The following is a 22543-nucleotide window of genomic DNA, read 5'->3' as shown; positions in this document are numbered from 1 at the left end:
ACAGGAAAGAAGCAGCTTTGAATACATCAGCTTTTAATACGTCTGAAACAGTGCAGCCCGAATCGACCGGCGCATCGAGCAAGCAGGTTCCCTCCAGGCTGGTGATCGCTTCGCGCGAAAGCCGGCTCGCCATGTGGCAGGCCGAGCATGTGCGCGCACGCTTGGCATTATTATATCCGCAGTGTTCCGTCGAAATCCTCGGCATGACGACCCGCGGCGACCAGATTCTCGACCGTACGCTGTCGAAAGTGGGCGGCAAGGGCCTGTTCGTCAAGGAACTCGAGGTGGCGATGGCCGAGGGCCGCGCCGACCTGGCCGTGCACTCGCTCAAGGATGTGCCGATGGAGCTGCCGGAAGGCTTCGCGCTGGCGGCCGTGCTCGAGCGCGAAGACCCGCGCGACGCGTTCGTCTCCAACGATTACGCTTCCCTGGCCGAGCTGCCGGCCGGCGCCGTGGTCGGCACCAGCAGCCTGCGCCGCCAGTCGCTGATCGCGGCGCGCTATCCCCACCTCGTGATAAAACCGCTGCGCGGCAACCTCGACACCCGCCTTGGCAAGCTGGACCGCGGCGACTACGCGGCCATCATCCTGGCCGCGGCGGGCCTGAAGCGGCTGGGCATGCCGCAGCGCATCCGCGCCGTGCTCGATCCGGACGACAGCCTGCCGGCCGCGGGGCAGGGCGCGATGGCGATCGAGATCGCCGCCCGCACCGATGGCGTGGACCTGGTGGAACTGCTGGCGCCGCTGAACCATGTGCCCACGTCGCAGGCCGTCACGGCCGAGCGCCGCGTGTCGAAGGTGTTCGGCGGCAGCTGCCAGGTGCCGCTGGCCGCGCACGCCACCATCGAAGGCGGCCAGATGCACCTGCGCGCGATGGTCGCCACGCCGGACGGCAAGCGCGTCGCCAGTGCCGAGGTGCACGGGCCGGCCACCGATGCGGCCCAGCTGGGCGACCAGGTCGCCACCAAACTGCGCGAGCAGGATGCCGTGGCGATCCTTGCTTCCTGCCTCGCCGAGGCGGACGGCAACGGCGCCTGACGGATGGCCGGCGCCGTCGTCATCACCCGTCCGCTCGCGCAGGCCTTGCCGCTGGCCGAACGCGTGACCGCGCTGGGGCGGCGTGCCGAAGTGCTGCCGCTGCTCGACATCGCGCCGCTGCCGGATGCTGGCCCGCTGCGCGCCGTGCTGGCGCGGCTGCACGAATTCGCGCTGGTGGCGTTCGTGTCGCCGAACGCGATCGATGCGGCGTTCGCGCAGATCGCGTCGTTGCGCGCGCAGTTGCCCGCGCAGTTTCCCGCGCAGTTTCCCGATACCTGGCCGCCGGACGTCACGCTGGCCGTGGTGGGCGAGGGCAGCCGCGCTGCGCTGGCGGCGCACGGCATCACGCCGGCCACGGCCCATATCGTCAGCCCGCTCGACCCCGCGCACAGCGATTCCGAACACCTGATGGCCGCGCTCGACTTGCCCGCGCTGAACGGCAGGGAGGTGCTGATCGTGCGCGGCGAATCGGGCCGCGAACTGATGGGCGACAGCCTGCGCGCCGCCGGCGCCCGCGTGACGGCGATTCCCGCCTACCGCCGCAGCGTGCCGGCATTGACGCCGGCGTTCGCGGCCAGGCTGCGGGCGCTGCTGGCCGGACCGAACGACTGGATCGTCACCAGCTCGGAAGCGCTGCGCGGCCTGTTCGTACTGCTGGAGGAACTGGGCTGCGGCGGGACGGATGGGATAAGCGGCGATGACGCTGTGGCAAAAATGCAACAACAGCATCTGATCGTGCCGCACGCCCGGATTGCCGAAACGGCGCGGCTGCTGGGTTTGACCCGGATTACGCTCACAGGATCCGGCGACGAGCGCCTGCTCGCCGCGTTACAATCACGGCCATGAACGAATTGCCTACCTTACCAGACCCGGCCGCGCCGCAAGGCGGCGCCGCTCCCCAGGCCGGCGCGGCTGTTCCGACCGCACCGGCCGGCCCGCCGCCGGCCGCGCCGCCATCGGCGCCCCATGGCGGTTTCTCGAACCGCACGCTGTCGATCGCCGTCGTGGCGCTGGCCGTGCTGCTGGCCGCGCAGGCCGTCAACACGCACACGCAGATGCGCAAGGTGCGCGCCGAAACGGCGCTGCGCCTGCAGAAGGGCGATGCGCTCAATGCGGAATCGAACGGGCTGGCGAAGACGGTGCAGGAAGCGACCCGCGACCTGCAGGTGAAGGTGGGCGTGCTGGAAAACCGGCAGCAGGAGGCGCAGGCCCAGCAGCTTGCCCTCGAACAGCTGTACAACGACATGTCGCGCAACCGCGACGACTGGGCGCTGGCCGAGATCGAACAGGTGCTGTCGACGGCGAGCCAGCAGCTGCAACTGGCCGGCAACGTGCCCGGCGCGCTGATCGCGCTGCAGAACGCGGACCGCAGCCTGTCCCGTTCCGATACGCCGCAGTTCATCACGATCCGCCGCGCGATCGCGCGCGATACCGAGAAGCTCAAGGCGCTGCCGAGCGTGGATTCGGTGGGCCTGGCGGTGCGCCTCGATAACGTGATCGCCCAGGTGGACTCGCTGCCGATGCTGGCCGATGCGACACTGAATCCGCCGGCGGCCGGGAGCAAGGCCGCGCGCCTGCAGGAGAGCCGGGCGCCGCAGATGGAGCCGGTGGTGCCGCAGGATACCTGGGTGACGCGCGTGCAGGCGGTGTGGAACGGCTGGACCAGCGAGATGTGGACGGACGTGCGCCAGCTGGTGCGCGTACGCACCGTGGACAATCCCGAATCGATGATGCTGGCCCCCGAGCATGCCTACTTCCTGCGCGAGAACCTCAAGCTGCGCCTGCTGAACGCCCGCATGGCGCTGTTGTCGCGCAACGAGGGCGCGTTCCGTTCCGACCTGCTGGCCGCACAGGAAACGCTGGTGCGTCATTTCGACACGCGCGCCCGGCAGACGCAAACGGTGCAGACGCTGCTGCGCCAGGTCCAGGGCAGCAACCTGGCGATCGAGATGCCCACGCTTTCGGACAGTCTGAACGCCGTGCGCAACTACAAGGCAAAGCCCTGACATGCGTGTATTCCTCTGGTTATTAGCGCTGATGGCCGCCGCCATCGGCATCGCCGTGACCGCCCGCTACAACCCGGGCAACGTGGTGCTGTTCTATCCGCCATACCGGATGGACCTGTCGCTGAACTTCTTCGTCGTGCTGCAGATCCTCCTGTTCATGCTGCTGTATGCGCTGGTGCGCGCCTTTCGCGCCACCACGCGCATGCCGGCGCGCGTGGCCGAATACCGCCAGCGCAAGCGCGAACGCGACGGCAACAAGGGCCTGCGCGATGCGCTGAAGGCGCTGTTCGAAGGGCGCTTCGGCCATGCCGAAAAGGCGGCCCTGCGCGCCGCCGAGCTGCCGGAGAATGCCGGCGTGGCCGCGCTGATCGGTGCCCGCGCCGCGCACCGCATGCGCCAGCACGCGCGCCGCGACCAGTGGCTGGCCCGCATCGCCGACGACGCCACGATGAAGACCGCGCGCCTGATGACGATGACCGAACTGCTGGTGGACGACCACCAGCCGGAAGCGGCGCTGGCCGCCGTGCGCGAACTGAACGCCAGCGGCACGCGGCACATCCACGCGCTGCAATGGTCGCTGAAGGCCGAGCAGCAGGCCAAGAACTGGCCGGAAGTGCTGCGCCTGGTGCGCTCGCTGGACAAGCACCGCGCGCTGCACCCGGCGTTGTCGGCGCGGCTGCGCGAACTGGCTTACGAAGACCTGCTGACCAACAAGGCGCACGACGCCGAGTCGATCATGCGGGTGTGGAGCACGATCCCGTCCGTCGACCGCGTCAAGCCCTACGTGGCATGCCGCGCCGCCACCGCGCTGAACGCGCGCGGCCTGCACGACGAAGCGCGCCAGGTCGCCGAGGAATCGCTGAAAGCCAACTGGGACGAGCGGGTGGTGCGGTCCTACCGCGACGCCGCTTCGCCGGCCGGCTCGGCCGCGCTGCTGGCACAGATCGAGCATTGCGAAGGCTGGCTGGCGGAACGCCCGAACGACGCCGAACTGGCGCTCACGCTGGGCTCGCTGTGCCTGAAGCAGAAACTGTGGGGCAAGGCCCAGCGCTACCTGGAGCAGGCACTGTCCGACGCCACCGACCCGCCGATGGTACGCGAAGCACACCTGAAGCTGGCCCAGCTGCACGAAGCGCTGCAGCAGCCCGAGGAAGCGGCCAGTCATTACCGACAATGCGCGCTGGCGACGATTCTATAATTCTAGTCTTGCCCATGAAACAAACTGGGGACGTACCCCTGTTTTCAAGAAATTTTCTGGAAACAGGGGTACGTCCCCGGTTTTTCTGCAGCGCACAATCTCCTTGCATTTGGCTATAATTGCGCGGATTACCATTTGACAAAGCTGTATTACCGAGGAAAAACATGAGTCTGAATAAAGTATCCGCCGGCCGCGACGTGCCGAACGACTTCAACGTGATCATCGAGATCCCGATGAACGCCGACCCGATCAAGTATGAAGTGGACAAGGAATCGGGCGCGATCTTCGTCGACCGCTTCATGGGCACCGCGATGCACTACCCGTGCAACTACGGCTATGTGCCGAACACGCTGTCCCCGGACGGCGACCCGGTCGACGTGCTCGTCATCACCCCGTTCCCGCTGTTCCCTGGCGTGGTCGTGCGCTGCCGCGCGATCGGCGTGCTGAAGATGACGGACGAAGCCGGCCAAGATGCGAAGGTGCTGGCCGTGCCGATCGACAAGGTGCTACCGATCTACAAGCACTGGCAAAAGCCGGAAGACCTGCAGGACCTGCGCCTGCAGCAGATCCAGCACTTCTTCGAACACTACAAGGACCTGGAGCCGGGCAAGTGGGTCAAGGTCGACGGCTGGGAAGGCCCGGAAGCCGCCAAGCAGGAAATCGTCAACGGCGTGGCAGCCTACAAGGGCTGATGCCCGTTGCAAGCAGCCCGCAGTTCCTCCGAAAAGCAGCCCCAGGCTGCTTTTCGTTTTTTAGCAAGAGTCATAAATCAGCCACACTTGTAAAGCCGCGTAAAACACGGCAAAACCCCCGCAAAACCGCTCCCGCCGGCGATCGCCTTCGCTACAGTGCCGCGTACTCGAACAACCATGGAGCACGCGCAATGCATTTTTCCACCCGGGCGGCCGTCATCGCCACGTCGCTGACGCTGTTACTGTCGGGCTGCGGCAGCAGCTCTCCGGATGCCGAAACCGGCCCCGCCATCGTCACCCAGCCGGCGTCGGCCACGATCATCTCCGGTTCAAACAGCGTGCTCTCGGTCGTTGCCAGCGGCACGGGCCTCGCTTACCAGTGGTACCGGGACGGCACGGCGATCGCCGGCGCCACATCCGCCATCTACACGGCCACCGAGGCAGGTGCCTATTACGTGGTGGTGAGCGCCGACGACGGCTCCATCACCAGCGCCAACGCCACCATCGCGCTGACCACGGCGCCGGTCATCACCGCGCAGCCGTCGTCGGCCACGATCCTCACCGGCACCAGCCAGGCACTGACCGTTGCGGCGGACGGCGACGCTCTCGCGTACCAGTGGTACAAGGACGGCGTCGCCATGGACGGCGCCACGGCGGCCACGTATTCCGCGTCCGCCGCGGGCAGCTACAGCGTCACGGTCACCAACGCGGCCGGGGCGGCGACGAGCACCGCCGCCGTGATCGCCGTGTCGCCGGACGTGACGGCGCCCGTCATCACCACCCAGCCGCTGGCGCAAACAGTCAATGCCGGCACCGGCGTGGCGTTCTCCGTGGTCGTCAACGGCGTCAGCGTCGCGTACCAGTGGTACCGCAACGATACGCCGATCGCCGGCGCCACCGGCCGCACGTATACGATCACCACCGCCAATGCCAACAGCGCGGGCACGTACAAGGTCGTGGTCACGAACACGGCGGGCACCGCCACCAGCGCCGGCGTGGCGCTGGCGGTCAACGTGCTCAGTGCCGGCACCAATACGGCCAGCGTGGTCGCCGCGGCCAACGCCTTCCTCGCCACCCTGTCGGCGGAGCAGAAGGCGGTGGCCCTTGACGCCACCTCGTCGACCACCGTGCTGTTCGACTACGCGCTGGCCAACGCGAACCAGTGGACCAACCTGCCGGGCAGCCGTCACGGCCTGCGCCTGAACACGGCCACGCTGGACGCCGCCCAGCTGGCAGCGGCCAATGCCGTGATCTCGAAGGCGCTGAGCGCCACCGGGCTCACGCTGCTGGGCGAACTGCGCGCGGCCGACCAGGTGCTGGCCGGCGCGCAGGCAACGGGCACCGGCACCGGCATGGGAGGCGGCAATGGCACGCCACCCACCGGTTCCATGCCAACCGATGGCACCGGCACAGTACCAGGCACCGGCGCGGCCGGCGCATTCCCGGCCGACGGCACGGGTACGCCACCCGCCGGCGCCGGCGGCATGGGGGGCACCGGCGTGGCCGCCCTGGGCTACGGCAGCGACCTGTATTCGATCGCGTTCGTCGGCACGCCATCGGCCGCGTCGCCGTGGATCCTGCAGGTGGCCGGCCACCACCTGGCCTACAACATCACCTACAACGGCAGCAAGGTCAACGCCACGCCGACGTTCATCGGCGTCGAACCGCCCGACTGGACGGTCGCAGCGGACGGCACCGTCACGGTAACCAACAATGCATCGACCGCCGGCGCGGCGCATGCGCCGATGGAAAGGCAGCGCGCCGCCGTGTACAACCTGGCCGAGGCGATCTACCAGGACGATGCCACGGCCGCCGCGGCCAGGCTGGTCGGCACCTTCACCGACGTGATCATGGGCGCCTCCGGGAACAGCGACGGCAACTACAAATCGCTGGTGTACCCGACCACCGGGCGCGGCCTGCAATACTCGTCGATGAACGACGCGCAGAAGGCATACACCCGCGCGGCCATCGAGGCGTGGGTGAACACCCAGGCGGCCGACGTGGCCGCCACGCTGCTGGGTGACTACCTGTCGGACGACGCGCTGGCCGACACGTATGTGGGCTACGGCGTGGGCCAGAACGGCAGCAAGGCCGACTTCAGCGCATGGCCGAACGCGAAGGCGGCACCGCTCGATGCCCAGCGCTCGTATATCCGCATCGACGGGCCGCGCGTGTGGATCGAGTTTGTCGTGCAGCAGGGCGTGGTGTACGGCACCAACGTGCACTACCACACGATCTGGCGCGACAAGACGGCCGACTACGGCGGCAGCTTCTGACGTGATGTCGCGGGTTTTACAACTGGGCGCCGCGCTGTGCCTCGCGCTGGCGATGGCGGCGGCGTGGGGCCACCCGTCGCCGCATTCCGAGATATTGCTGGAAGGCCGTGCCGGCGGCATCGGCAGCTCTGGCGTAACCTCCGCCGATGTCAGGGCCGAGATCACCCTGCCGCTCGACGAACTGGCGCTGGCGTTCGGCGAGCCGCTGGTGGAAACGCCGTCGAACCACGTGCTGATAGGGGATGAGCGCATTGCCGCGTACCTGGCCGCGCACATCCGGCCGGTAGCGCCGGACGGCCGCGCATGGACGGTCAGGATCGTCAACGTGCGCTGGCTGCTGCACCAGCGCCCGGCGGACGTGCGGGCGATCGTCACGCTGCGCCCGCCGGCCGGCGCGCCGCTGGACCGTTTCACGCTGCAGGTCGACGCGATCGCGCACCACGTGCAGAGCCACATGACCGTGGTGGCCTTGCGCACGGATGAAGACGCGCCAGCCCGCATCATCGGCACGCTGCGTTTCGGCCAGCGCAGCCTGGCAGTGCGTGGCGCCGATCCACGCTGGTGGATCGGCAGCCTGGATCTGTTCAAGCTGGGGATGGCGCACATCGCCGAGGGCTTCGACCACCTGCTGTTCCTGCTGACATTGCTGCTGCCCGCCGCGCTGCTGGTGAAGGATGGCCGCTGGCAGGGCTACGGCGGCCCGCGCCATCTCGCCATCAATCTGCTGAAGGTCGTGACGGCGTTCACCGTGGGCCATTCGCTGACGCTGCTGCTGGGCGCCATCGGCGCGGTGCGCGTGCCGGAGCAGCCGGTGGAAGTGGCCATCGCCGCATCGATCCTCGTCTCCGCCGCGCATGCGTGGCGGCCCGCCTTCCCGCGCCGCGAAGCGTGGGTGGCCGCCGGCTTCGGCCTCGTGCACGGCCTGGCGTTCGGCGCCTCGCTGCGCGACCTCGATCTTTCAGGCGTGCGGCTCGCGGCCGGCATCCTGGCGTTCAACCTCGGCATCGAAACGATGCAGGCGCTGATCGTGGCCGTTGCCGCGCCGCTGCTGGTGCTGCTGGCGCGCTCGCCGTCGAGCGCGCACGCAAGGCGCGTGGCGGCGCTCTGCGCGGGCGCGATGGCGGTGGTATGGGTGGCGCAGCGGGTCTGACCCGCGAACGGTCGGCAAGCACATCGGGTCATAGACTGCATAAAGGTATGCGGCGCCGCCTCATATCGTTATGCAAATGTATTCGTGGAAGCTTTCATAACCGCTCCTTATGATCACGTCACTCATCTGTAGTGATCTCATCTAAAGGAGTTTTTCATGACCGTAGCACCCCGCCAGGCAATTCCATTCTCCATCACGGAGGGCTGCATGGCGATGGCTGGGGTGATGATGGCCATCTCGGCCGCCGCGGCGCCCAGCGTGCACCCCACCGGCGTCACGCGCTACGAACCGGACCGCGCGTGGAACGGTTATACGCTGTTCACCGGACAGGACAAGAAAACCCACCTGATCGACATGAACGGCAACGAGGTGAAGCAGTGGCCGTACGAGGGCTTTCCGCCCGTGCTGCTGGACCCCGCGCTGACGAAAGGCAAGAAGGGCAATGTGTTGCTGCAACTGGCGCAACTGCCCGGCGTGCAGGCGGCCGGCAATGGCCTGGGCAACAAGTCGATCGGCGAAGTGGACTGGAACGGCAACGTGCTGTGGCAGTGGGGCGCAGGTTCGCAGGATGCCTATGCGTCGGCCTCGGTGGACACGGCCGGCGCGCCCGGCGGCGCCGCCAAGCAGCACCACGACTGGCGCCGCCTGGCCAACGGCAACACGCTGGTGCTGGCCAACAAGGTGCACGCGGTGCCCGGCTTCGCGGCGAAAGCGCTGCTCGACGACGTGATCTACGAGGTCACGCCGGACGGCAGGATCGCCTGGCAATGGACCGCCTCGGAGCACCTGGACGAGTTCGGCTTCTCGCCCGCTGCGCTGAAGCTGGTGCGGGCCGCGCAGCCGAAATACGGCGCGCAGGCGGTGGACTGGCTGCACATCAACGACATGGCCGTGGTCGGCCCGAACAGGTGGCACAGGGGGATTAACGGCGAGCCGGGCGACGATAGATTCCACCCGGACAACATCGTCATCGATTCGCGCGAAGCGAACTTCATCGCGATCATCGACAGGAAGACCGGCAAGGTGGTGTGGTCGCTGGGCCCGGACTTTCCGGCCATCGCCGGCACGAAGGTGCCGCGCCCGGTGGACCAGCTCATCGGCCAGCACGATGCCCACATCATTCCCGAAGGCCTGCCGGGCGCCGGCAACCTGCTGGTGTTCGACAACCAGGGCGAGGCCGGCTATCCGAAGGTCAGCCCCGGCATCTTCCCGCATTCGCGCGTGCTGGAGATCGACCCGGTGAAGAAGGAAATCGTGTGGCAGTACACGGCCGTGGATTCGCGCCAGCCGGCATGGAGCTTCTACAGCGCGTTCATTTCCAGCGCACGCCGCCTGCCGAACGGGAACACGCTGATCGACGAAGGCATGAACGGCCGTTTCTTCCAGGTGACGCAAAAGGGCGACATCGTGTGGGAGTACGTGAGTCCATACTATGGCGCATCGGCGGTGGGCGGCAACGGCAAGCAGGTCGATACCAACTGGGTGTATCGCGCGCAGCCGGTGCCGTACGAGTGGGTGCCGGAAGGCACGCCGCGCGCCGAGCAGGCCGTACCCGTTCCCGCGCCGCCCGTCGCGAGGCGGTAATGCCGGCGGCGCCTCGCGCCGCCATCCAGACATGCATCGGGCGCGCCCGCCAGGGAGGCAGGGCGCCGCCACACCCGAACAACAATAACGAGGGGAACATCTTGATCCAGCCATTCAAACAAACCGCACTCACGCTGGCGCTGCTGGCAGCCTATGCCGGGCATGCCGGTGCCGCGCAGGCCAACCCGTTGGTGGCCGCCATTGCCGGCGCGCCGTCGAGCATCGCGCTGGGCCTGTCGGCCAATGAAGCAGGCGCCGACGCCGGAACCACGGGAACCGTCGAGGCAGCCAATGCGGCCGAAGGCGCGCAGGCGGGAACCGGTGCCACCGCCGAGTCGTTCGTCGGCGCCGTGCAGACCGTGCTCGTGACCACCCGCCGCCGCGTGGAAAGCTCGCAGAACGTGCCCACGCCGATGACGGTGCTCGGCGAGGACGCGCTCGAAGGCACTCGCACCTACCGCGTGCAGGACCTGCAGCAACTGCTGCCCAGCACCACGATCAACTACGTGCATGCCCGCCAGCTGAGCTTCGCGGTGCGCGGCCTGGGCAACAACCCGGCCAGCGACGGCCTCGAAGGCAGCGTGGGCATCTACCTCGACAACGTGTACCTGGCCCGCCCCGGCATGGCCGCCTTCGACGCGCTGGACGTGCAGCAGCTGGAACTGCTGCGCGGCCCGCAGGGCACGCTGTTCGGCAAGAACACCACCGCCGGCGTGCTGAACATCTCCACGAAGAAGCCGACGTCCACGCCGGAACGCAGCGTGGAACTGTCCGCCGGCCAGTTCGGCTACGTGCAGGGCAAGGCGGTGTTGTCGGGCCCCATCACGGAAACGCTGTCCGGCCGCTTCTCCGCCTACAAGACGCATGACGACGGCTACATCACCAACCGCTACAACGGCGACAAGGTGCAGGGCGGCGACCGCCAGGGCGTGCGCGGCCAGCTGCTGTACGAACCGGGCCGCGAATTCTCGCTGCGCCTGATCGCCGACTACAACGAGGAAAGCTCGAACAACGGCACGCTGGTGTTCTACAACGCCGGCCCATCGGGCCGGGCGATCGCGCAGGCCGCGCTGGTGGGCGCCACGCCGGTGCTCGATCCCGCACAGCGCGCCGTCAGCCTGGACACCGGTTCGAGCGTGACGGTGCACCAGGGCGGCGCGTCGGCGGAAGCCAGCTGGACGTTCGCCAACGATGCGAAGCTGACGTCGATCACCGCGTGGCGCCGCTGGAACTTCGTGCCGCGCAACGACGACGGCCTGCCCGTGCCGGTCACGCTGAACGTGGGCGCATCGGCCAACCACGAGCAGTTCACGCAGGAGCTGCGCTGGTCCACGCCAACGGGGGGTGCGGTGGAATCCGTGTTCGGCGGCTATTACTACTACCAGGAGCTGTCGAACAACTCGTTCACCGTCAACGGCCCGCTGGCCGACATCTACAACGGCAACCCGGCCGGCGCCTGGTCCAACGTCAGCAGCACCGCGCCGGGCGAGCTGCGGGTGAACAGCTACGCGCTGTTCGGCCAGTCGACCTGGCACGCGACGGACAAGCTCGATCTCACCGCCGGCGTGCGTGCCAGCTACGAGGACAAGTGGGCGCGGGTGGTCCGCAATGCGCCGACCGGCGGCGCCACCGTGACCGGCGCGGCCCTGGCTGCCCGCAACGGCCGCTACGGCGCCTTCGATTCCGGCGACCTGACGCTGACGCAGGCCAGCCCTACGGCGCTGCTGTCGGCCGGCTACAGGCTGCAACCGACAGTGCTGCTGTACGGCAGCCTGTCGCACGGCGAAAAGTCCGGCGGCATCAACCTGGCCGTGCCGGGTGCCGGCGGCGTGGCCTCGATGCTGGTGGGCGCCGAGCGCGCGAATGCGCTGGAACTGGGCGTGAAGAGCACGCTGCTGGACAACCGCCTGCAACTGAACGGCAACCTGTTCACGACGATCGTGCACGGCTACCAGAGCAATGCCTACGACCCGGTCAGCCGCACCTCGTATCTGACCAACGCCGGCGACGTGCGTACGCGCGGCCTGGAACTCGAAGCGATCGCCACGCCGTTCCGCGGCCTGACGCTGCGCGCCAACGGCTCGTTCAACGACGTGAGCTACCTGCGCTACACGAACGCGCCGTGCGCACCGGAGAAGACGGGCGTGTTCTGCGACCTTTCCGGCCGCAACGCGCTGGTCAATGCGCCGCGCTGGATCGGCAACCTGGGCGCGCAGTATTCGCGTGCCGTGGCCGAAGGCCTGCAGGGTTACGTCAACGGGAACTACGCCTACCGCGGCGCCACGTACGGCACGCTCGATGCGTCCGAGTACGCGAAGATTCCCGCGTACAGCGTGAGCAATTTCTCGGTGGGTGTGCGCAGCACGCAAGGCGCGGCATGGGACGTTTCGCTGTGGGTGAAGAATGCCTTCGACAAGCACTACTACACCAGCCTGTGGAACAGCGGTTTCGGTTCCTACAACGCCGTCATCGGCACCCCGCGCACCGCCGGCATCACCGGCCGCTACGAATTCTAAGGAGGAGAACACATGAGCATCGATCGCAGTTTCAACCCGAAACGTCGCGCCGTCGTCGGCGGCTTGTCCACGCTGGCCGTGCTGCCGGCCATCGCCCTCGGCAAGGCCGCGCGCGGTGCCGCCGGAGGCAAGCCGAACATCATTTTCATTCTCGCGGATGACCTGGGCTGGGGTGACCTGTCCGTCTATGGCAATACCGATTTCAGGACGCCGAACCTGGACAAGCTGGCCGCCCAGGGCCTGCGCCTGACCCAGGCCTATTCGAATTCCGCCGTCTGCTCGGCCACCCGCTTCGGCCTGATCACGGGCCGCTACCAGTACCGGCTGCGCGGTGGCCTGGAAGAGCCGATCCACGGCGCCTCGGACACGATCGGCCTGCCGCCGGATCACCCCACGCTGCCTTCGCTGCTGAAGGCCGCTGGCTACCGCACCGCGCTGTTCGGCAAGTGGCACCTGGGTTCGCTGCCGAACTTCGGCCCGCTGAAGAGCGGCTATGAAACCTTCTACGGCAACTATGGCGGCGCGATCGATTATTTCACGCACAAGCCGGGCGTGGGCCCGAACGTGAAGGAAGATCTGTACGAGGGCGAGACGCCGGTCTCCGAGGTGGGCTACTACACCGACCTGCTGGGCGACCGCGCGTCCGGCTACATCAAGAAGCATTCGGCCGACAAGCCGTTCTTCCTGTCGCTGCACTACACGGCGCCGCACTGGCCGTGGGAAGGCCCGCAAGACGCTGAAACCTCGAAGCAGATCTCGAACATCTTCCATTACGACGGCGGCGACCTGGCCACCTACGCGAAGATGGTGGTGGCGCTGGATGCGTCGATCGGCCGCGTGCTGAAGACGCTGGAGCAGAAGGGCCTGGCCGAGAACACGATCGTGATCTTCAGCAGCGACAACGGCGGCGAGCGCTTCTCGAAGACGTGGCCGTTCTCCGGCCAGAAAACCGAACTGCTCGAAGGCGGCATCCGCGTGCCGGGCATCATCCGCTGGCCGGCGAAGATCAAGGCGGGGCAGGTGAGCGAGCAGGTCGCGATCAGCATGGACTGGCTGCCGACATTGCTGGCCGCCGCCGGCACCGAACCGGCCGCGTCGCATCCGCCCGACGGCAGGAACCTGCTGCCGGTGCTGCTCGGCGAAGAGAAGCCCGCCGAGCGCACGCTATTCTGGCGCTATAAAGCCAATGCCCAGCGCGCCGTGCGCGCCGGCGACTGGAAGTACCTGAAGCTGAACGGCAACGAGTTCCTGTTCGACCTGTCGAAGGACCAGCGCGAGCGCGCCAACCTGGCCCGCAAGCATCCGGAAAAACTGGCCGACCTGAAGGCGCAGTGGGAGCAGTGGAATACCGACATGCTGCCGATCACGGCGGAAGTGCGCACGCACGGCGTGAACGGCAAGGCGCAGGCGGACAAGTATGCGCCGGAGGGGACGGACTGACGCAGCGCGGGCAGGGCGGATCACGATCCGCCTTGACCGACAGGACCTGCGGCTCAGCGGTTCCGGTACGCCGGCAGCACGTAACACTCCTGGATGATGCCGATCTTCCCCTCCGCATACAATGCATGGATTTCCGCAATCGTCACCACGCCCACGGCGCGATCGCCGCTGCAGGCCAGCAGTACCGTGTAAATCCCCTCGTCGATCCAGCGCGCGCATAACTGGCTGGTCAGCGTTTCGTTGTGCTCGAACTGCGACTGGTCGTTGCAGCGGTCGCAGATTTCCTGCGTCAGCGCGGTGATCAGCGATGCGATGACTGTCGCGTGGGTCGGAGTGGCGGTGATAACGTGAAGACTCATGTTCGGCTCCATTCTGTGCACCTCATGGCCGGCTGCCTGCACAGGTGAGGTGATGGTTGCTAAAATGGCAGCATGGTACTGCACTGTCGAGATGTCATCCGGTGCCGCGATGCCTGGCAGTCGTCACACGGAACCATCTTTCGAGGAACTCAGCCAGATGGGCTATCACGTCACCATTCTCCGCACCGAGGCGGGCATCCGGCAACCGATCACCGAAGACGAGGTGCGCCGCGCCATCGTTCCCATGGCGGGACGTCTCGACATCGGTCCCGGCAGTGAGCTCCGCCTGTACCCGCCGGCGCTGAACGACGAAAGCGAGATCCTGGTCGTGGAAGACGACGAACTGTGGGCGACAAATCCGAGCGACCGGTTCCTCGAACTGATGATCGAACTGGCGGGATACCTTGGTGCCCGGGTACGCGGCGACGAATGGGAAACCTATCGTTCCCTCGACGACACGTATATCCACCCCGACGACCAGGCGGAATGGGACCAGGCCCATCCGCCCGAACCTCGCCGGTGGATCAAGTCCCGCGTCGCACGCGAAATGGCATGGCGCCTGGTCGTGACCGGCTTAGGCGGCGTCTTGCTTGCCGGCGCAATCCTGCTGTATCGCCGCCTGACATCATCGTGATGTAGCGGCACCGTCGCAACAACCTTGACGCCGCTTCCCGCACAGCCCGGGGGCGGCCTTCAACCGGGAGCCGTCAGCATGAAAACATTGCTCTGCTGCGCCGTAGCCGCATCCTTCGCGACCGCCGTCAGCGCGGTGCCCGAACCGCCGCCATCCCCGATCGCCGCGATCGAAACCGCCATCGAGTCCGGCCTGCGCGCCACCGGCGCCCGCGGCCTGGCCGTCGCCGTCATCGAGCCCGGCAGGCCGGCCTTCATCCGTACGTATGGCGAGCGCAATGCATCCGGCGCGAAGCTGGAGCCGGACACGATCATGTACGGCGCCTCGCTGACCAAGACGGTGTTCGCCTACCTGGTGGCGCAGCTGGCCGGCGAGAAAAAGCTGGACCTCGACCAGCCGCTCGCCAGCCTCCTGCCGCAGCCGCTGCCCGATTACGGCAACCTGGCCGCCTACGGCAACTGGGGCGACCTGCGCGGCGACGAGCGCTGGCGTCGCATCACGCCGCGCATGGCGCTCACCCATGCGACCGGCTTCGCGAACTTCGCCTTCGTCGAGCCGGACGGCAAGCTGCGCATCCACTTCGAACCCGGCAGCCGGTATGCCTATTCCGGCGAGGGCATCATCCTGCTGCAGTTCGCCCTCGAACGGGGATTGGGGCTGGACGTGGGCGCGGAACTGCAGCGGCGCGTATTCGACCGCTTCGGCATGCGCGACACGAGCCTCGTCTGGCGCGCGGCGTTCGCCCGCAATCTGGCCGACGGCTGGACTGCCGACGGCAAGCCGGCACCGCACGACGAGCGCAGCCGCGTGCGCGCGGCGGGTTCGATGGATACGACGATCGTCGACATGGCCCGCTTCGCCACGGCGCTGGTGAACGGCGAAGGTTTGGGCAAGGCGGCGCATGACGAACTGCTGCGGCCCGCGCTTGCCGTCACCACGCGCTCCCAGTTCCCCACGCTGCAGCCCGAAGCACCGCCAGAGGAGCGGATACCCGGCCTTGCCGCAGGCCTGGGCGTGGTCGCGTTCACGGGGCCGCAGGGACCGGGTTTCTTCAAGGGCGGTCACAACGATTCCACCGGCAACATGCTGGTGTGCCTGCGCACGCAGCGCCGCTGCGTTGTCATCCTGTCCAACGACGTGCGGGCCGAGCGGGCGTTCGCAGGCATCGTGCAGGCCGCGCTGGGCGATACCGGCATGCCGTGGCACTGGGAATACGGTCGCCAGCACGGCCAGCCCTGACCGCGCTCGCAACCCTCTGGTAGCGTGACCATATACCGCATGTCACACCCGCCTGCAAGCTGATATTTCAGCTTGTTGTTGCCTTCATACTTTTCGCCCGCTATCAGTCAACCCGCTGACCGTTTGTCGCCGTACCGCTCAACTGGCGTCGCGCTTCTTCTAGAATCGGCTCGAAAGGTAACCACCTTTCATGCTGATAATAAGATCCAGGAGACCAGAGAGATGCCATCGAACCGCCCCCCACGCTACCGCATCCGTCCCACCGTTTGCGCCGCCGCCGTAGCCACCGCCGTATCCCTGCTGTCCATTCCCACCGCCGGCGCGCAGCAGGCGCCCGCCGCGGAAACCGCCAATGTCGTCGTCGTGTCCGGCACCCGCGCCTCGGTGGCCTCGGCCATCGACCGCAAGAAGAACGCCGCCACCGTGGTCGATTCGATCGTGGCCGAGGATATCGGCGAATTCCCCGACAAGAACGTGGGCGAGGCGCTGTCGCGCGTAACCGGCGTGCAGCTGTCGCGCGATTTCGGCGAAGGCTCGCAGGTGAACATCCGCGGCGTGGAAGCGAACCTGAACCGCATCGAGATCAACGGGTTGTCCGTGCTCTCCACCAACGGCACGGCCGGGCGCGGCGCCGAGCTGCGCGAACTGCCGGCCGAACTGATCAAGTCGATCGACGTGTTCAAGGGCGTGACCGCCGACCAGACCGAGGGCGGCATCGGCGGCACCGTCAGCATCAAGACCAACATGCCGCTGGACTTCAAGAAGCGCACGGTGGTCGTGAAGCTCGAAGGCGAGCACAGCACGAACCGCGGCGCCGTGCAGCCGCGCGGCAGCCTGCTGCTGGCCGACAAGTTCCTCGATGGCCGCCTGGGCCTGATGGCCAACCTGGTGTACGACAAGGTCTACACGCAGAACGATTACGTGCGCAACAGTAACTGGCGCTACCTGCGCGACTGGGATTTCTCGCCCGACAAGACCAACACCAGCCTGAACTCCGCCGCGGCCGCGGTGAGCACCAAGGCCGGCTGCGCCGCGCTCACCGGCGCCAACAGGACGGCCTGCGAGAGCCAGTGGAACGATTACTCGCCGGGCGTGCCGCGCTACGGCATCTGGACGCGCGACCACAAGCGCTCCTCGGCCGAGCTGACCGCGCAGTACAAGGTCAACGCCGGCCTCGATGTCTGGGCGCGCTACAACAAGAACGACCAGAAGCAGATGCTGAACGACCGTAACTACACGACGGATTTCGGCTCGCTGAACCGCTTCTCCACGGGCGGCGTGGCGCCCACGTATGGCGCCAACGGCGCTATCCTGCCGGGGTCCGCCACGGCCACGTGCGCCAATCCGCCTGCCGGCGTCACGCCACCGGGCATGTCGTTCAACAATCACGTGATGACGGAGTTCAGTGCCGGCACGTGCCAGAACGTGCCGGGGCAGGGCGCGTCGTACAACTTCGATACGGCGGCTCGCGACTTCGCGCTGAACATCAACTCGAACTACCGTTCCGCCGGTTTCAACTGGAAGAACAGCCAGTGGTCGGCCGAAGGCCTGGTCGCCAAGACCGATTCGTTCTACGAGCTGCACACCAACCTGATCTCAATGGCCGGCAACATCCCGGGCCTGAAGGTGACGCTGGACGACCAGGGCCTGCCGAAGTTCAACTTCCCGGCCGGTTTCGACCCGAACGACAGCAGCACCTATACCCGCATCCGGTCGCAGTACCAGCCATCGTTCACCGACAACACGGAAGACCAGGTCAAGCTGGACTTCAAGTACCGGCCGAACCTGCCGTTCCTCAAGTCGATCGCATTCGGCGGCCAGGGCCGCAAGTCCACTTCCGAGCAATACCGCTGGACCGGCTACATGGTCACCGGCGATCCGAACAGCACGGCGGACGACGTGATCGTGCGCAGCCCGGAAGTGCTGCACGAGATCATCTACAATCCGCTCAACAAGACCGGTACATTGCAGAACAACGGCGCCATCATCCCGGGCACCGGGCTGACCGCCAACAACACCACGCGCTATGTGACGGCGGGGCAGATGACGTCGCTGGTGGATGCGATCCGCACCAACACGCCGGGCAGCTTCCTGAACGGCTACGGCGGCCTGTCGGGCTACCCGACCGGCTGGATGGCGCCGAGCTTCGCCAATTCCACCCAGTTCTTCGACCTGTCGCGCTATAACCATGACTTGCTGCGCAACTCGATCGGCAGCGACGGCAAGTCGTATCCGATGCCGCCGCAGTTCGCCGTGGAGGAAAGCATTCGCGCGTTCTACGTGCGGGCCGACTTCGCGCACGAGCTGTTCGGCGTGGAATGGGACGGCAACGTGGGCGTGCGCTATGCCGGCACCCGCACCCGCGCCACGGGCCTGCAGTCGTCCCGCGTGTATTCGAACGATGCGAACGGCGTGCGCGTCGAGACCATCAAGGCCAACCGGATCGTCACGTACGAGAACAAGTACAGCGACGTGCTGCCGAGCGTGAACCTGGCCGGCTGGCTGGTGCCGGACAGGCTGGTGGCCCGCATCGGCTGGGGCAAGGTGATGGCGCGGCCGCTGATCGACAAGATGACGCCGAACATCAGCTGCATCGCCGGCAGCGGCCAGTCGCAGTTCGGCGGCGACGGCAGCGCCGACGACTGCACCGCCGGCAATGTGGACCTGAAGCCGTTCCGCGCCACCAACAAGGATGCCAGCGTGGAGTGGTATCCGTCGGCCGACAGCCAGCTGTCGCTGGCGTTCTTCCGCAAGGATATCCGCACCTACATCCAGAACGACGTGACGATCGGGAACGTGGACGTGTTCGGCGACGGCACGCGGTGGGACGTGAAGACGTCGATCAACAGCGAAGGCGCCACGACGAAGGGCTGGGAACTGGCGGGCCGCACGGCGCTGACGATGCTGCCGGGCCTGTTCAGCGGCCTGGGGCTGGACGCCAACTACACCCGCATGAGCTTCGACTACGCGGCCGGCAAGGAGCTGCTGAACCCGCTGGACAACTCGGTGCTGCCGTACCCCGGCATGTCGCGCAACAGCTATAACGTGGGCATCTGGTACGACAAGGACCAGTGGAATGCGCGCCTCGCCTACAACTACCGCGACGGTTACTACACCGGCACGGTGGACTCGAACGCCTCGCTGCCGGTATATGGCGAAAAGGCGGGCTTCCTGGACGCCAAGCTGCAGTTCCGCGCCACGGAGAACCTGACCCTGTCGGTGGAAGGCAAGAACCTGACGGATGAAGGGCAGTTCCTGAATGCCGGTTCCACGTCGCGGCGCAACGAGCTGGCGTGGTCGGGACGGCGCTATTTCGTGGGGGCGACCTACAAGTTCTGAGCCTGTTGCACCGCTTCCCGCCGCCCGGTTTCAGTGAAGCGCAGTCAGGAACAGCGGGCCGGCACCATCGTGCCGGCCCGCCGCCGTGCGCAACACCAGGTCGGCATGCACGCGGCTGGCCTCGATCCGGCGCGCATTCGGCTCGTCGGTGTGCTCCACCCAGGCCTGCGCCGCTTCGACGCCGCGTCCGAAACGCACGTGGCGCTCGACCAGGCGCCGGCGCCGCAGGTCGTCATCCACGTCCACATACCAGGCGGCATCGAGCAGCGGGCGCACGCGTGCCCAGTGGCCGTGTTCGAGCAGCAGGTAATTGCCCTCGGTGATGACGAGTTCCACTTCCTCCGGAACGGCGATGGCGCCCGCCACGCCTTCTTCCAGCCCGCGCACATAGTCGGGCGCATACACGGTCTCGCCGGCCGGCCGGCGCCGAAGCCGCTCCAGCAATGCCACGTAGCCGGCACTGTCGAACGTATCCTCGGCGCCCTTGCGGTCCGCGCGGCCCAGGCGCGCGAGCTCGGCATTGGCCAGGTGAAAGCCATCCATCGGCACGACCAGCGCGCGCCCCGGCAGCGCATCGGCCAACTGGCGGGCCACGGTGGACTTGCCCGCGCCGGGCGCGCCCGCCAGGCCGAGGATGACACGCTGACCGGGGCCCCGCCGCAGCGCCAGCAGGGCGGCCAGCAGCTGGGATGGAGGTATCGCGGTGGGGCTGGACATCGGGCGTTCCTTTGATGAGCGGGAAGAAACACCCGCGTTGCCGCGCAGCTTAGCGGCGCCCGCCAGGCCCGGTCAAGCTCTCGAACGGGGGCGATGCAACCTTGGCGCGCAAGCCACAACTAATAAATAAAACTGATTGATTTATTAATTAAGCTGGCCTATATTTGCGTCAAGCGCCACCCAAGGCGTATCCCAGATAAAAAAATTTTTCAGGAGACCCGCATGACAGCAAAGCGTTGCTTCGCGCTCGCCTTGATCGCATCTACCACCGGCGCCGCGCTCGCCGCCGAACCCATCGTCGGCCTGATCACCAAGACCGAAACCAATCCCTTCTTCGTCAAGATGAAGGAGGGCGCGCAAAGCGCGGCCAAGCGGCAGGGCGCCAAATTGCTGACGGCGGCGGGCAAGTCCGACGGCGACAACGCCGGGCAGGTCACGGCCATCGAAAACATGATCTCCGCCGGCGCCAGGGCGATCCTGATCACGCCCAACGATTCCCGGGCCATCGTCCCGGCGATCAGGAAAGCGCGCGAGCAGGGCATCATGGTGATCGCGCTGGACAGCCCGGCCGACCCGCAGGACGCGACCGATGCGCTGTTCGCCACCGACAACTTCAAGGCCGGCCAGCTGATCGGCCAGTACGCCAGGACCGCGATGGGCGGCAAGCCGGCGCAAATCGCCACGCTCGACCTGTTTCCCGGCCACCCGGTCGGCATCGCCCGTCACAACGGCTTCCTGGCCGGCTACGGCGCGCCTGGCATCACGCCGAAGACGGCGGGGCTGGCCAGGACCGCCGGCGTGGTCTGCATGGCGGACAGCTTCGGCGACCAGGCCAAGGGCCAGACGGCGATGGAAAACTGCCTGCAGAAGAACCCGGGCATCAACGTGGTCTACACCATCAACGAACCCGCCGCGGCGGGGGCCTACAAGGCGCTGAAGGCGGCCGGCAGGGAGAAGAACGTGCTGATCGTCTCGGTCGACGGCGGCTGCGCCGGCGTGCGCGACGTCAAGGCCGGCGTCATCGCGGCCACCGCGCAGCAGTACCCGCTGAAAATGGCCGGCCTGGCGGTGGATGCCGGGGTCGCCTATGCGAAGACCGGGAAGAAGGCGGCCGGCCATGTCGATACCGGCGTCACGCTGATCACCGACAGGAAGCAGGACGGCGTCGAGAGCCGGGACAGCGCCTTCGGCCTGACTGCCTGCTGGGGCAAGTAGCGAGGCAATCCAGGGAGCCAACAAGGGCAATGGCCCCCGTCCCGGCATGCCGGGACGCATCCGGCCCCATCTCGTCATCGTCACCGAAAGGAACAACATGAGTCTCCATCTGAAGGCAGCCGTACCTGCCGCCAACATGGCCGCACCCACGCACGGCGCCCGCCGTGACGCCGGTAAAGCCGTCTCCGCGCGACTGAAGGAACTGCTGCCGCCGGCCACCGTGCTGGGGCCGGTCATGGCGCTGCTGGCCGCCGTCATCTTCTTCTCCACGCAGTCCGACCGCTTCCTCACCGGCCAGAATTTCTCGCTGATCCTGCAGCAGGTGATGGTGGTGGGCGTGATCGCCATCGGCCAGACCCTGATCATCCTCACCGCCGGCATCGACCTGTCGTGCGGCATGGCGATGGCGCTCGGCTCCGTGGTCGCCACCAAGTTCGCCGTCGACTACGGCCTGTCGCCGTACCTGGCGATCCCGTGCGGCATGCTGGTCTGCATCGCCATCGGCTACCTCAATGGCGCGCTGGTCACCTCGATCAAGCTGCCGCCGTTCATCGTCACGCTGGGCACGATGAATATCGCCTTCGCCGCCACGCAGATCTACTCGCAGGCGCAGACCGTGACCGGCCTGCCGGAAGCGATGACGTTCTTCGGCAATACCTTCCGCCTCGGCGGCACCAGCATCACCTACGGCACCGTGCTGATGCTGGGCCTCTACGTGCTGACCTACCTGTTCCTGCGCGAGACCGCGCCGGGGCGCCACGTCTACGCCGTGGGCAACAATCCGGAAGCGGCGCGCCTGACCGGCATTGCCACCGGCCGCGTGCTGGTCGGCGTGTACATGCTGGCCGGCCTGTGCTACGGTATCGCGGCCATGCTGTCGGTGGCCCGCATGGGCGTGGGCGATCCGCAGGGCGGCCAGACCGATAACCTGGACAGCATCACCGCCGTGGTATTGGGCGGCACCAGCCTGTTCGGCGGGCGCGGTTCGATCGTCGGCACGTTCATCGGCGTGATGATCGTCGGCGTGTTCCGCAACGGCCTCACGCTGATGGGCGTTCCTTCCGTCTACCAGATCCTGGTCACCGGCATCCTCGTGATCCTCGCGGTCGCCGCCGACCAACTGACCCACAAGAAAGGCTGA

Annotated in this window: 17 protein-coding genes; 15 read left to right on the top strand and 2 right to left on the bottom strand. The window is 67.1% G+C overall.

Features of this window, described 5'->3' with window-relative positions; translation table 11 throughout:
- The first annotated feature begins 50 nt into the window (after positions 1-50).
- From hemC to GJV26_RS04615, 10 genes are all read left to right on the top strand, one after another.
- A complete protein-coding gene (gene hemC, locus GJV26_RS04660; RefSeq protein ID WP_260117440.1) occupies positions 51-1037 on the top strand; it encodes a hydroxymethylbilane synthase in 987 nt (328 codons plus the stop codon).
- Between the two features lie 3 nt (positions 1038-1040).
- Positions 1041-1883 carry a uroporphyrinogen-III synthase gene (locus tag GJV26_RS04655; protein ID WP_155707808.1) on the top strand — a complete coding sequence of 281 codons (843 nt, stop codon included), beginning with the start codon at positions 1041-1043 and terminating at the stop codon, positions 1881-1883.
- Entirely contained in the window at positions 1880-3043 is a 1164-nt protein-coding gene (locus GJV26_RS04650; RefSeq protein WP_155707807.1) for a uroporphyrinogen-III C-methyltransferase, read from the top strand. The genes GJV26_RS04655 and GJV26_RS04650 overlap by 4 nt, the downstream gene beginning before the upstream one ends.
- Before the next feature lies 1 nt (position 3044).
- Positions 3045-4241: a heme biosynthesis protein HemY gene (locus GJV26_RS04645; RefSeq protein ID WP_155707806.1), complete on the top strand. Its 1197-nt coding sequence runs from the start codon at positions 3045-3047 to the stop codon at positions 4239-4241.
- Positions 4242-4405: 164 nt separating this feature from the next.
- Entirely contained in the window at positions 4406-4933 is a 528-nt protein-coding gene (gene ppa, locus GJV26_RS04640) for an inorganic diphosphatase (RefSeq protein ID WP_155707805.1), read from the top strand.
- Positions 4934-5124: 191 nt separating this feature from the next.
- Positions 5125-7209, top strand: coding sequence for a DUF3500 domain-containing protein (locus tag GJV26_RS04635; protein ID WP_173346149.1), 2085 nt, complete (start codon positions 5125-5127; stop codon positions 7207-7209).
- A gap of 4 nt (positions 7210-7213) precedes the next feature.
- Entirely contained in the window at positions 7214-8359 is a 1146-nt protein-coding gene (locus GJV26_RS04630; protein ID WP_229419540.1) for a HupE/UreJ family protein, read from the top strand.
- A gap of 156 nt (positions 8360-8515) precedes the next feature.
- Entirely contained in the window at positions 8516-9943 is a 1428-nt protein-coding gene (locus tag GJV26_RS04625; RefSeq protein WP_229419170.1) for an aryl-sulfate sulfotransferase, read from the top strand.
- 101 nt (positions 9944-10044) lie between these two features.
- Positions 10045-12459 (top strand): TonB-dependent receptor, encoded by a 2415-nt coding sequence (locus GJV26_RS04620; RefSeq protein ID WP_229419169.1) that lies wholly within the window; start codon positions 10045-10047, stop codon positions 12457-12459.
- A 12-nt stretch (positions 12460-12471) separates the two neighbouring features.
- Positions 12472-13899, top strand: coding sequence for a sulfatase family protein (locus GJV26_RS04615; protein ID WP_155707801.1), 1428 nt, complete (start codon positions 12472-12474; stop codon positions 13897-13899).
- 53 nt (positions 13900-13952) lie between these two features.
- On the opposite strand, the gene GJV26_RS04610 is transcribed toward GJV26_RS04615, so the two are convergent.
- On the bottom strand, positions 13953-14258 hold the full coding sequence (locus GJV26_RS04610) for a GNAT family N-acetyltransferase (RefSeq protein WP_155707800.1): 306 nt from the start codon (positions 14256-14258) through the stop codon (positions 13953-13955).
- On the opposite strand from GJV26_RS04610, the gene GJV26_RS04605 reads away from it, so the two are divergent.
- From GJV26_RS04605 to GJV26_RS04595, 3 genes are all read left to right on the top strand, one after another.
- Positions 14257-14892 carry a hypothetical protein gene (locus GJV26_RS04605; protein ID WP_155707799.1) on the top strand — a complete coding sequence of 212 codons (636 nt, stop codon included), beginning with the start codon at positions 14257-14259 and terminating at the stop codon, positions 14890-14892. The two genes, GJV26_RS04610 and GJV26_RS04605, sit on opposite strands and share 2 nt — an antisense overlap.
- A 78-nt stretch (positions 14893-14970) precedes the next feature.
- Complete coding sequence (locus tag GJV26_RS04600) at positions 14971-16131, top strand: serine hydrolase domain-containing protein (protein ID WP_155707798.1); 1161 nt, start codon at positions 14971-14973, stop codon at positions 16129-16131.
- Between the two features lie 222 nt (positions 16132-16353).
- Positions 16354-19470, top strand: coding sequence for a TonB-dependent receptor (locus GJV26_RS04595; protein ID WP_155707797.1), 3117 nt, complete (start codon positions 16354-16356; stop codon positions 19468-19470).
- A gap of 30 nt (positions 19471-19500) precedes the next feature.
- Here the strand turns inward: GJV26_RS04595 and GJV26_RS04590 are convergent, their stop codons facing one another.
- The gene (locus GJV26_RS04590; RefSeq protein WP_155707796.1) at positions 19501-20187 is read right to left on the bottom strand and encodes a nucleoside/nucleotide kinase family protein; all 687 of its coding nucleotides are present in this window, start codon (positions 20185-20187) and stop codon (positions 19501-19503) included.
- A gap of 222 nt (positions 20188-20409) precedes the next feature.
- On the opposite strand from GJV26_RS04590, the gene GJV26_RS04585 reads away from it, so the two are divergent.
- Both GJV26_RS04585 and GJV26_RS04580 read left to right on the top strand, forming a co-directional pair.
- Complete coding sequence (locus GJV26_RS04585) at positions 20410-21402, top strand: sugar ABC transporter substrate-binding protein (protein ID WP_155707795.1); 993 nt, start codon at positions 20410-20412, stop codon at positions 21400-21402.
- Positions 21403-21637: 235 nt separating this feature from the next.
- A complete protein-coding gene (locus GJV26_RS04580) occupies positions 21638-22543 on the top strand; it encodes an ABC transporter permease (RefSeq protein ID WP_229419539.1) in 906 nt (301 codons plus the stop codon).

The sequence above is a fragment of the Pseudoduganella dura genome (genome assembly GCF_009727155.1).
GTDB lineage: Bacteria > Pseudomonadota > Gammaproteobacteria > Burkholderiales > Burkholderiaceae_D > Rugamonas > Rugamonas dura.
This window is presented reverse-complemented; position numbering and strand designations above follow the sequence as displayed.

Coding starts and splice junctions, on each gene's coding strand:
- GJV26_RS04655 (WP_155707808.1), top strand. CDS start 1,041: ATGGCCGGCGCCGTCGTCATCACCCGTCCGCTCGCGCAGGCCTTGCCG.
- GJV26_RS04650 (WP_155707807.1), top strand. CDS start 1,880: ATGAACGAATTGCCTACCTTACCAGACCCGGCCGCGCCGCAAGGCGGC.
- GJV26_RS04645 (WP_155707806.1), top strand. CDS start 3,045: ATGCGTGTATTCCTCTGGTTATTAGCGCTGATGGCCGCCGCCATCGGC.
- ppa (WP_155707805.1), top strand. CDS start 4,406: ATGAGTCTGAATAAAGTATCCGCCGGCCGCGACGTGCCGAACGACTTC.
- GJV26_RS04635 (WP_173346149.1), top strand. CDS start 5,125: ATGCATTTTTCCACCCGGGCGGCCGTCATCGCCACGTCGCTGACGCTG.
- GJV26_RS04630 (WP_229419540.1), top strand. CDS start 7,214: ATGTCGCGGGTTTTACAACTGGGCGCCGCGCTGTGCCTCGCGCTGGCG.
- GJV26_RS04625 (WP_229419170.1), top strand. CDS start 8,516: ATGACCGTAGCACCCCGCCAGGCAATTCCATTCTCCATCACGGAGGGC.
- GJV26_RS04615 (WP_155707801.1), top strand. CDS start 12,472: ATGAGCATCGATCGCAGTTTCAACCCGAAACGTCGCGCCGTCGTCGGC.
- GJV26_RS04605 (WP_155707799.1), top strand. CDS start 14,257: ATGTTCGGCTCCATTCTGTGCACCTCATGGCCGGCTGCCTGCACAGGT.
- GJV26_RS04610 (WP_155707800.1), bottom strand. CDS start 14,258: ATGAGTCTTCACGTTATCACCGCCACTCCGACCCACGCGACAGTCATC.
- GJV26_RS04600 (WP_155707798.1), top strand. CDS start 14,971: ATGAAAACATTGCTCTGCTGCGCCGTAGCCGCATCCTTCGCGACCGCC.
- GJV26_RS04595 (WP_155707797.1), top strand. CDS start 16,354: ATGCCATCGAACCGCCCCCCACGCTACCGCATCCGTCCCACCGTTTGC.
- GJV26_RS04590 (WP_155707796.1), bottom strand. CDS start 20,187: ATGTCCAGCCCCACCGCGATACCTCCATCCCAGCTGCTGGCCGCCCTG.
- GJV26_RS04585 (WP_155707795.1), top strand. CDS start 20,410: ATGACAGCAAAGCGTTGCTTCGCGCTCGCCTTGATCGCATCTACCACC.
- GJV26_RS04580 (WP_229419539.1), top strand. CDS start 21,638: ATGGCGCTGCTGGCCGCCGTCATCTTCTTCTCCACGCAGTCCGACCGC.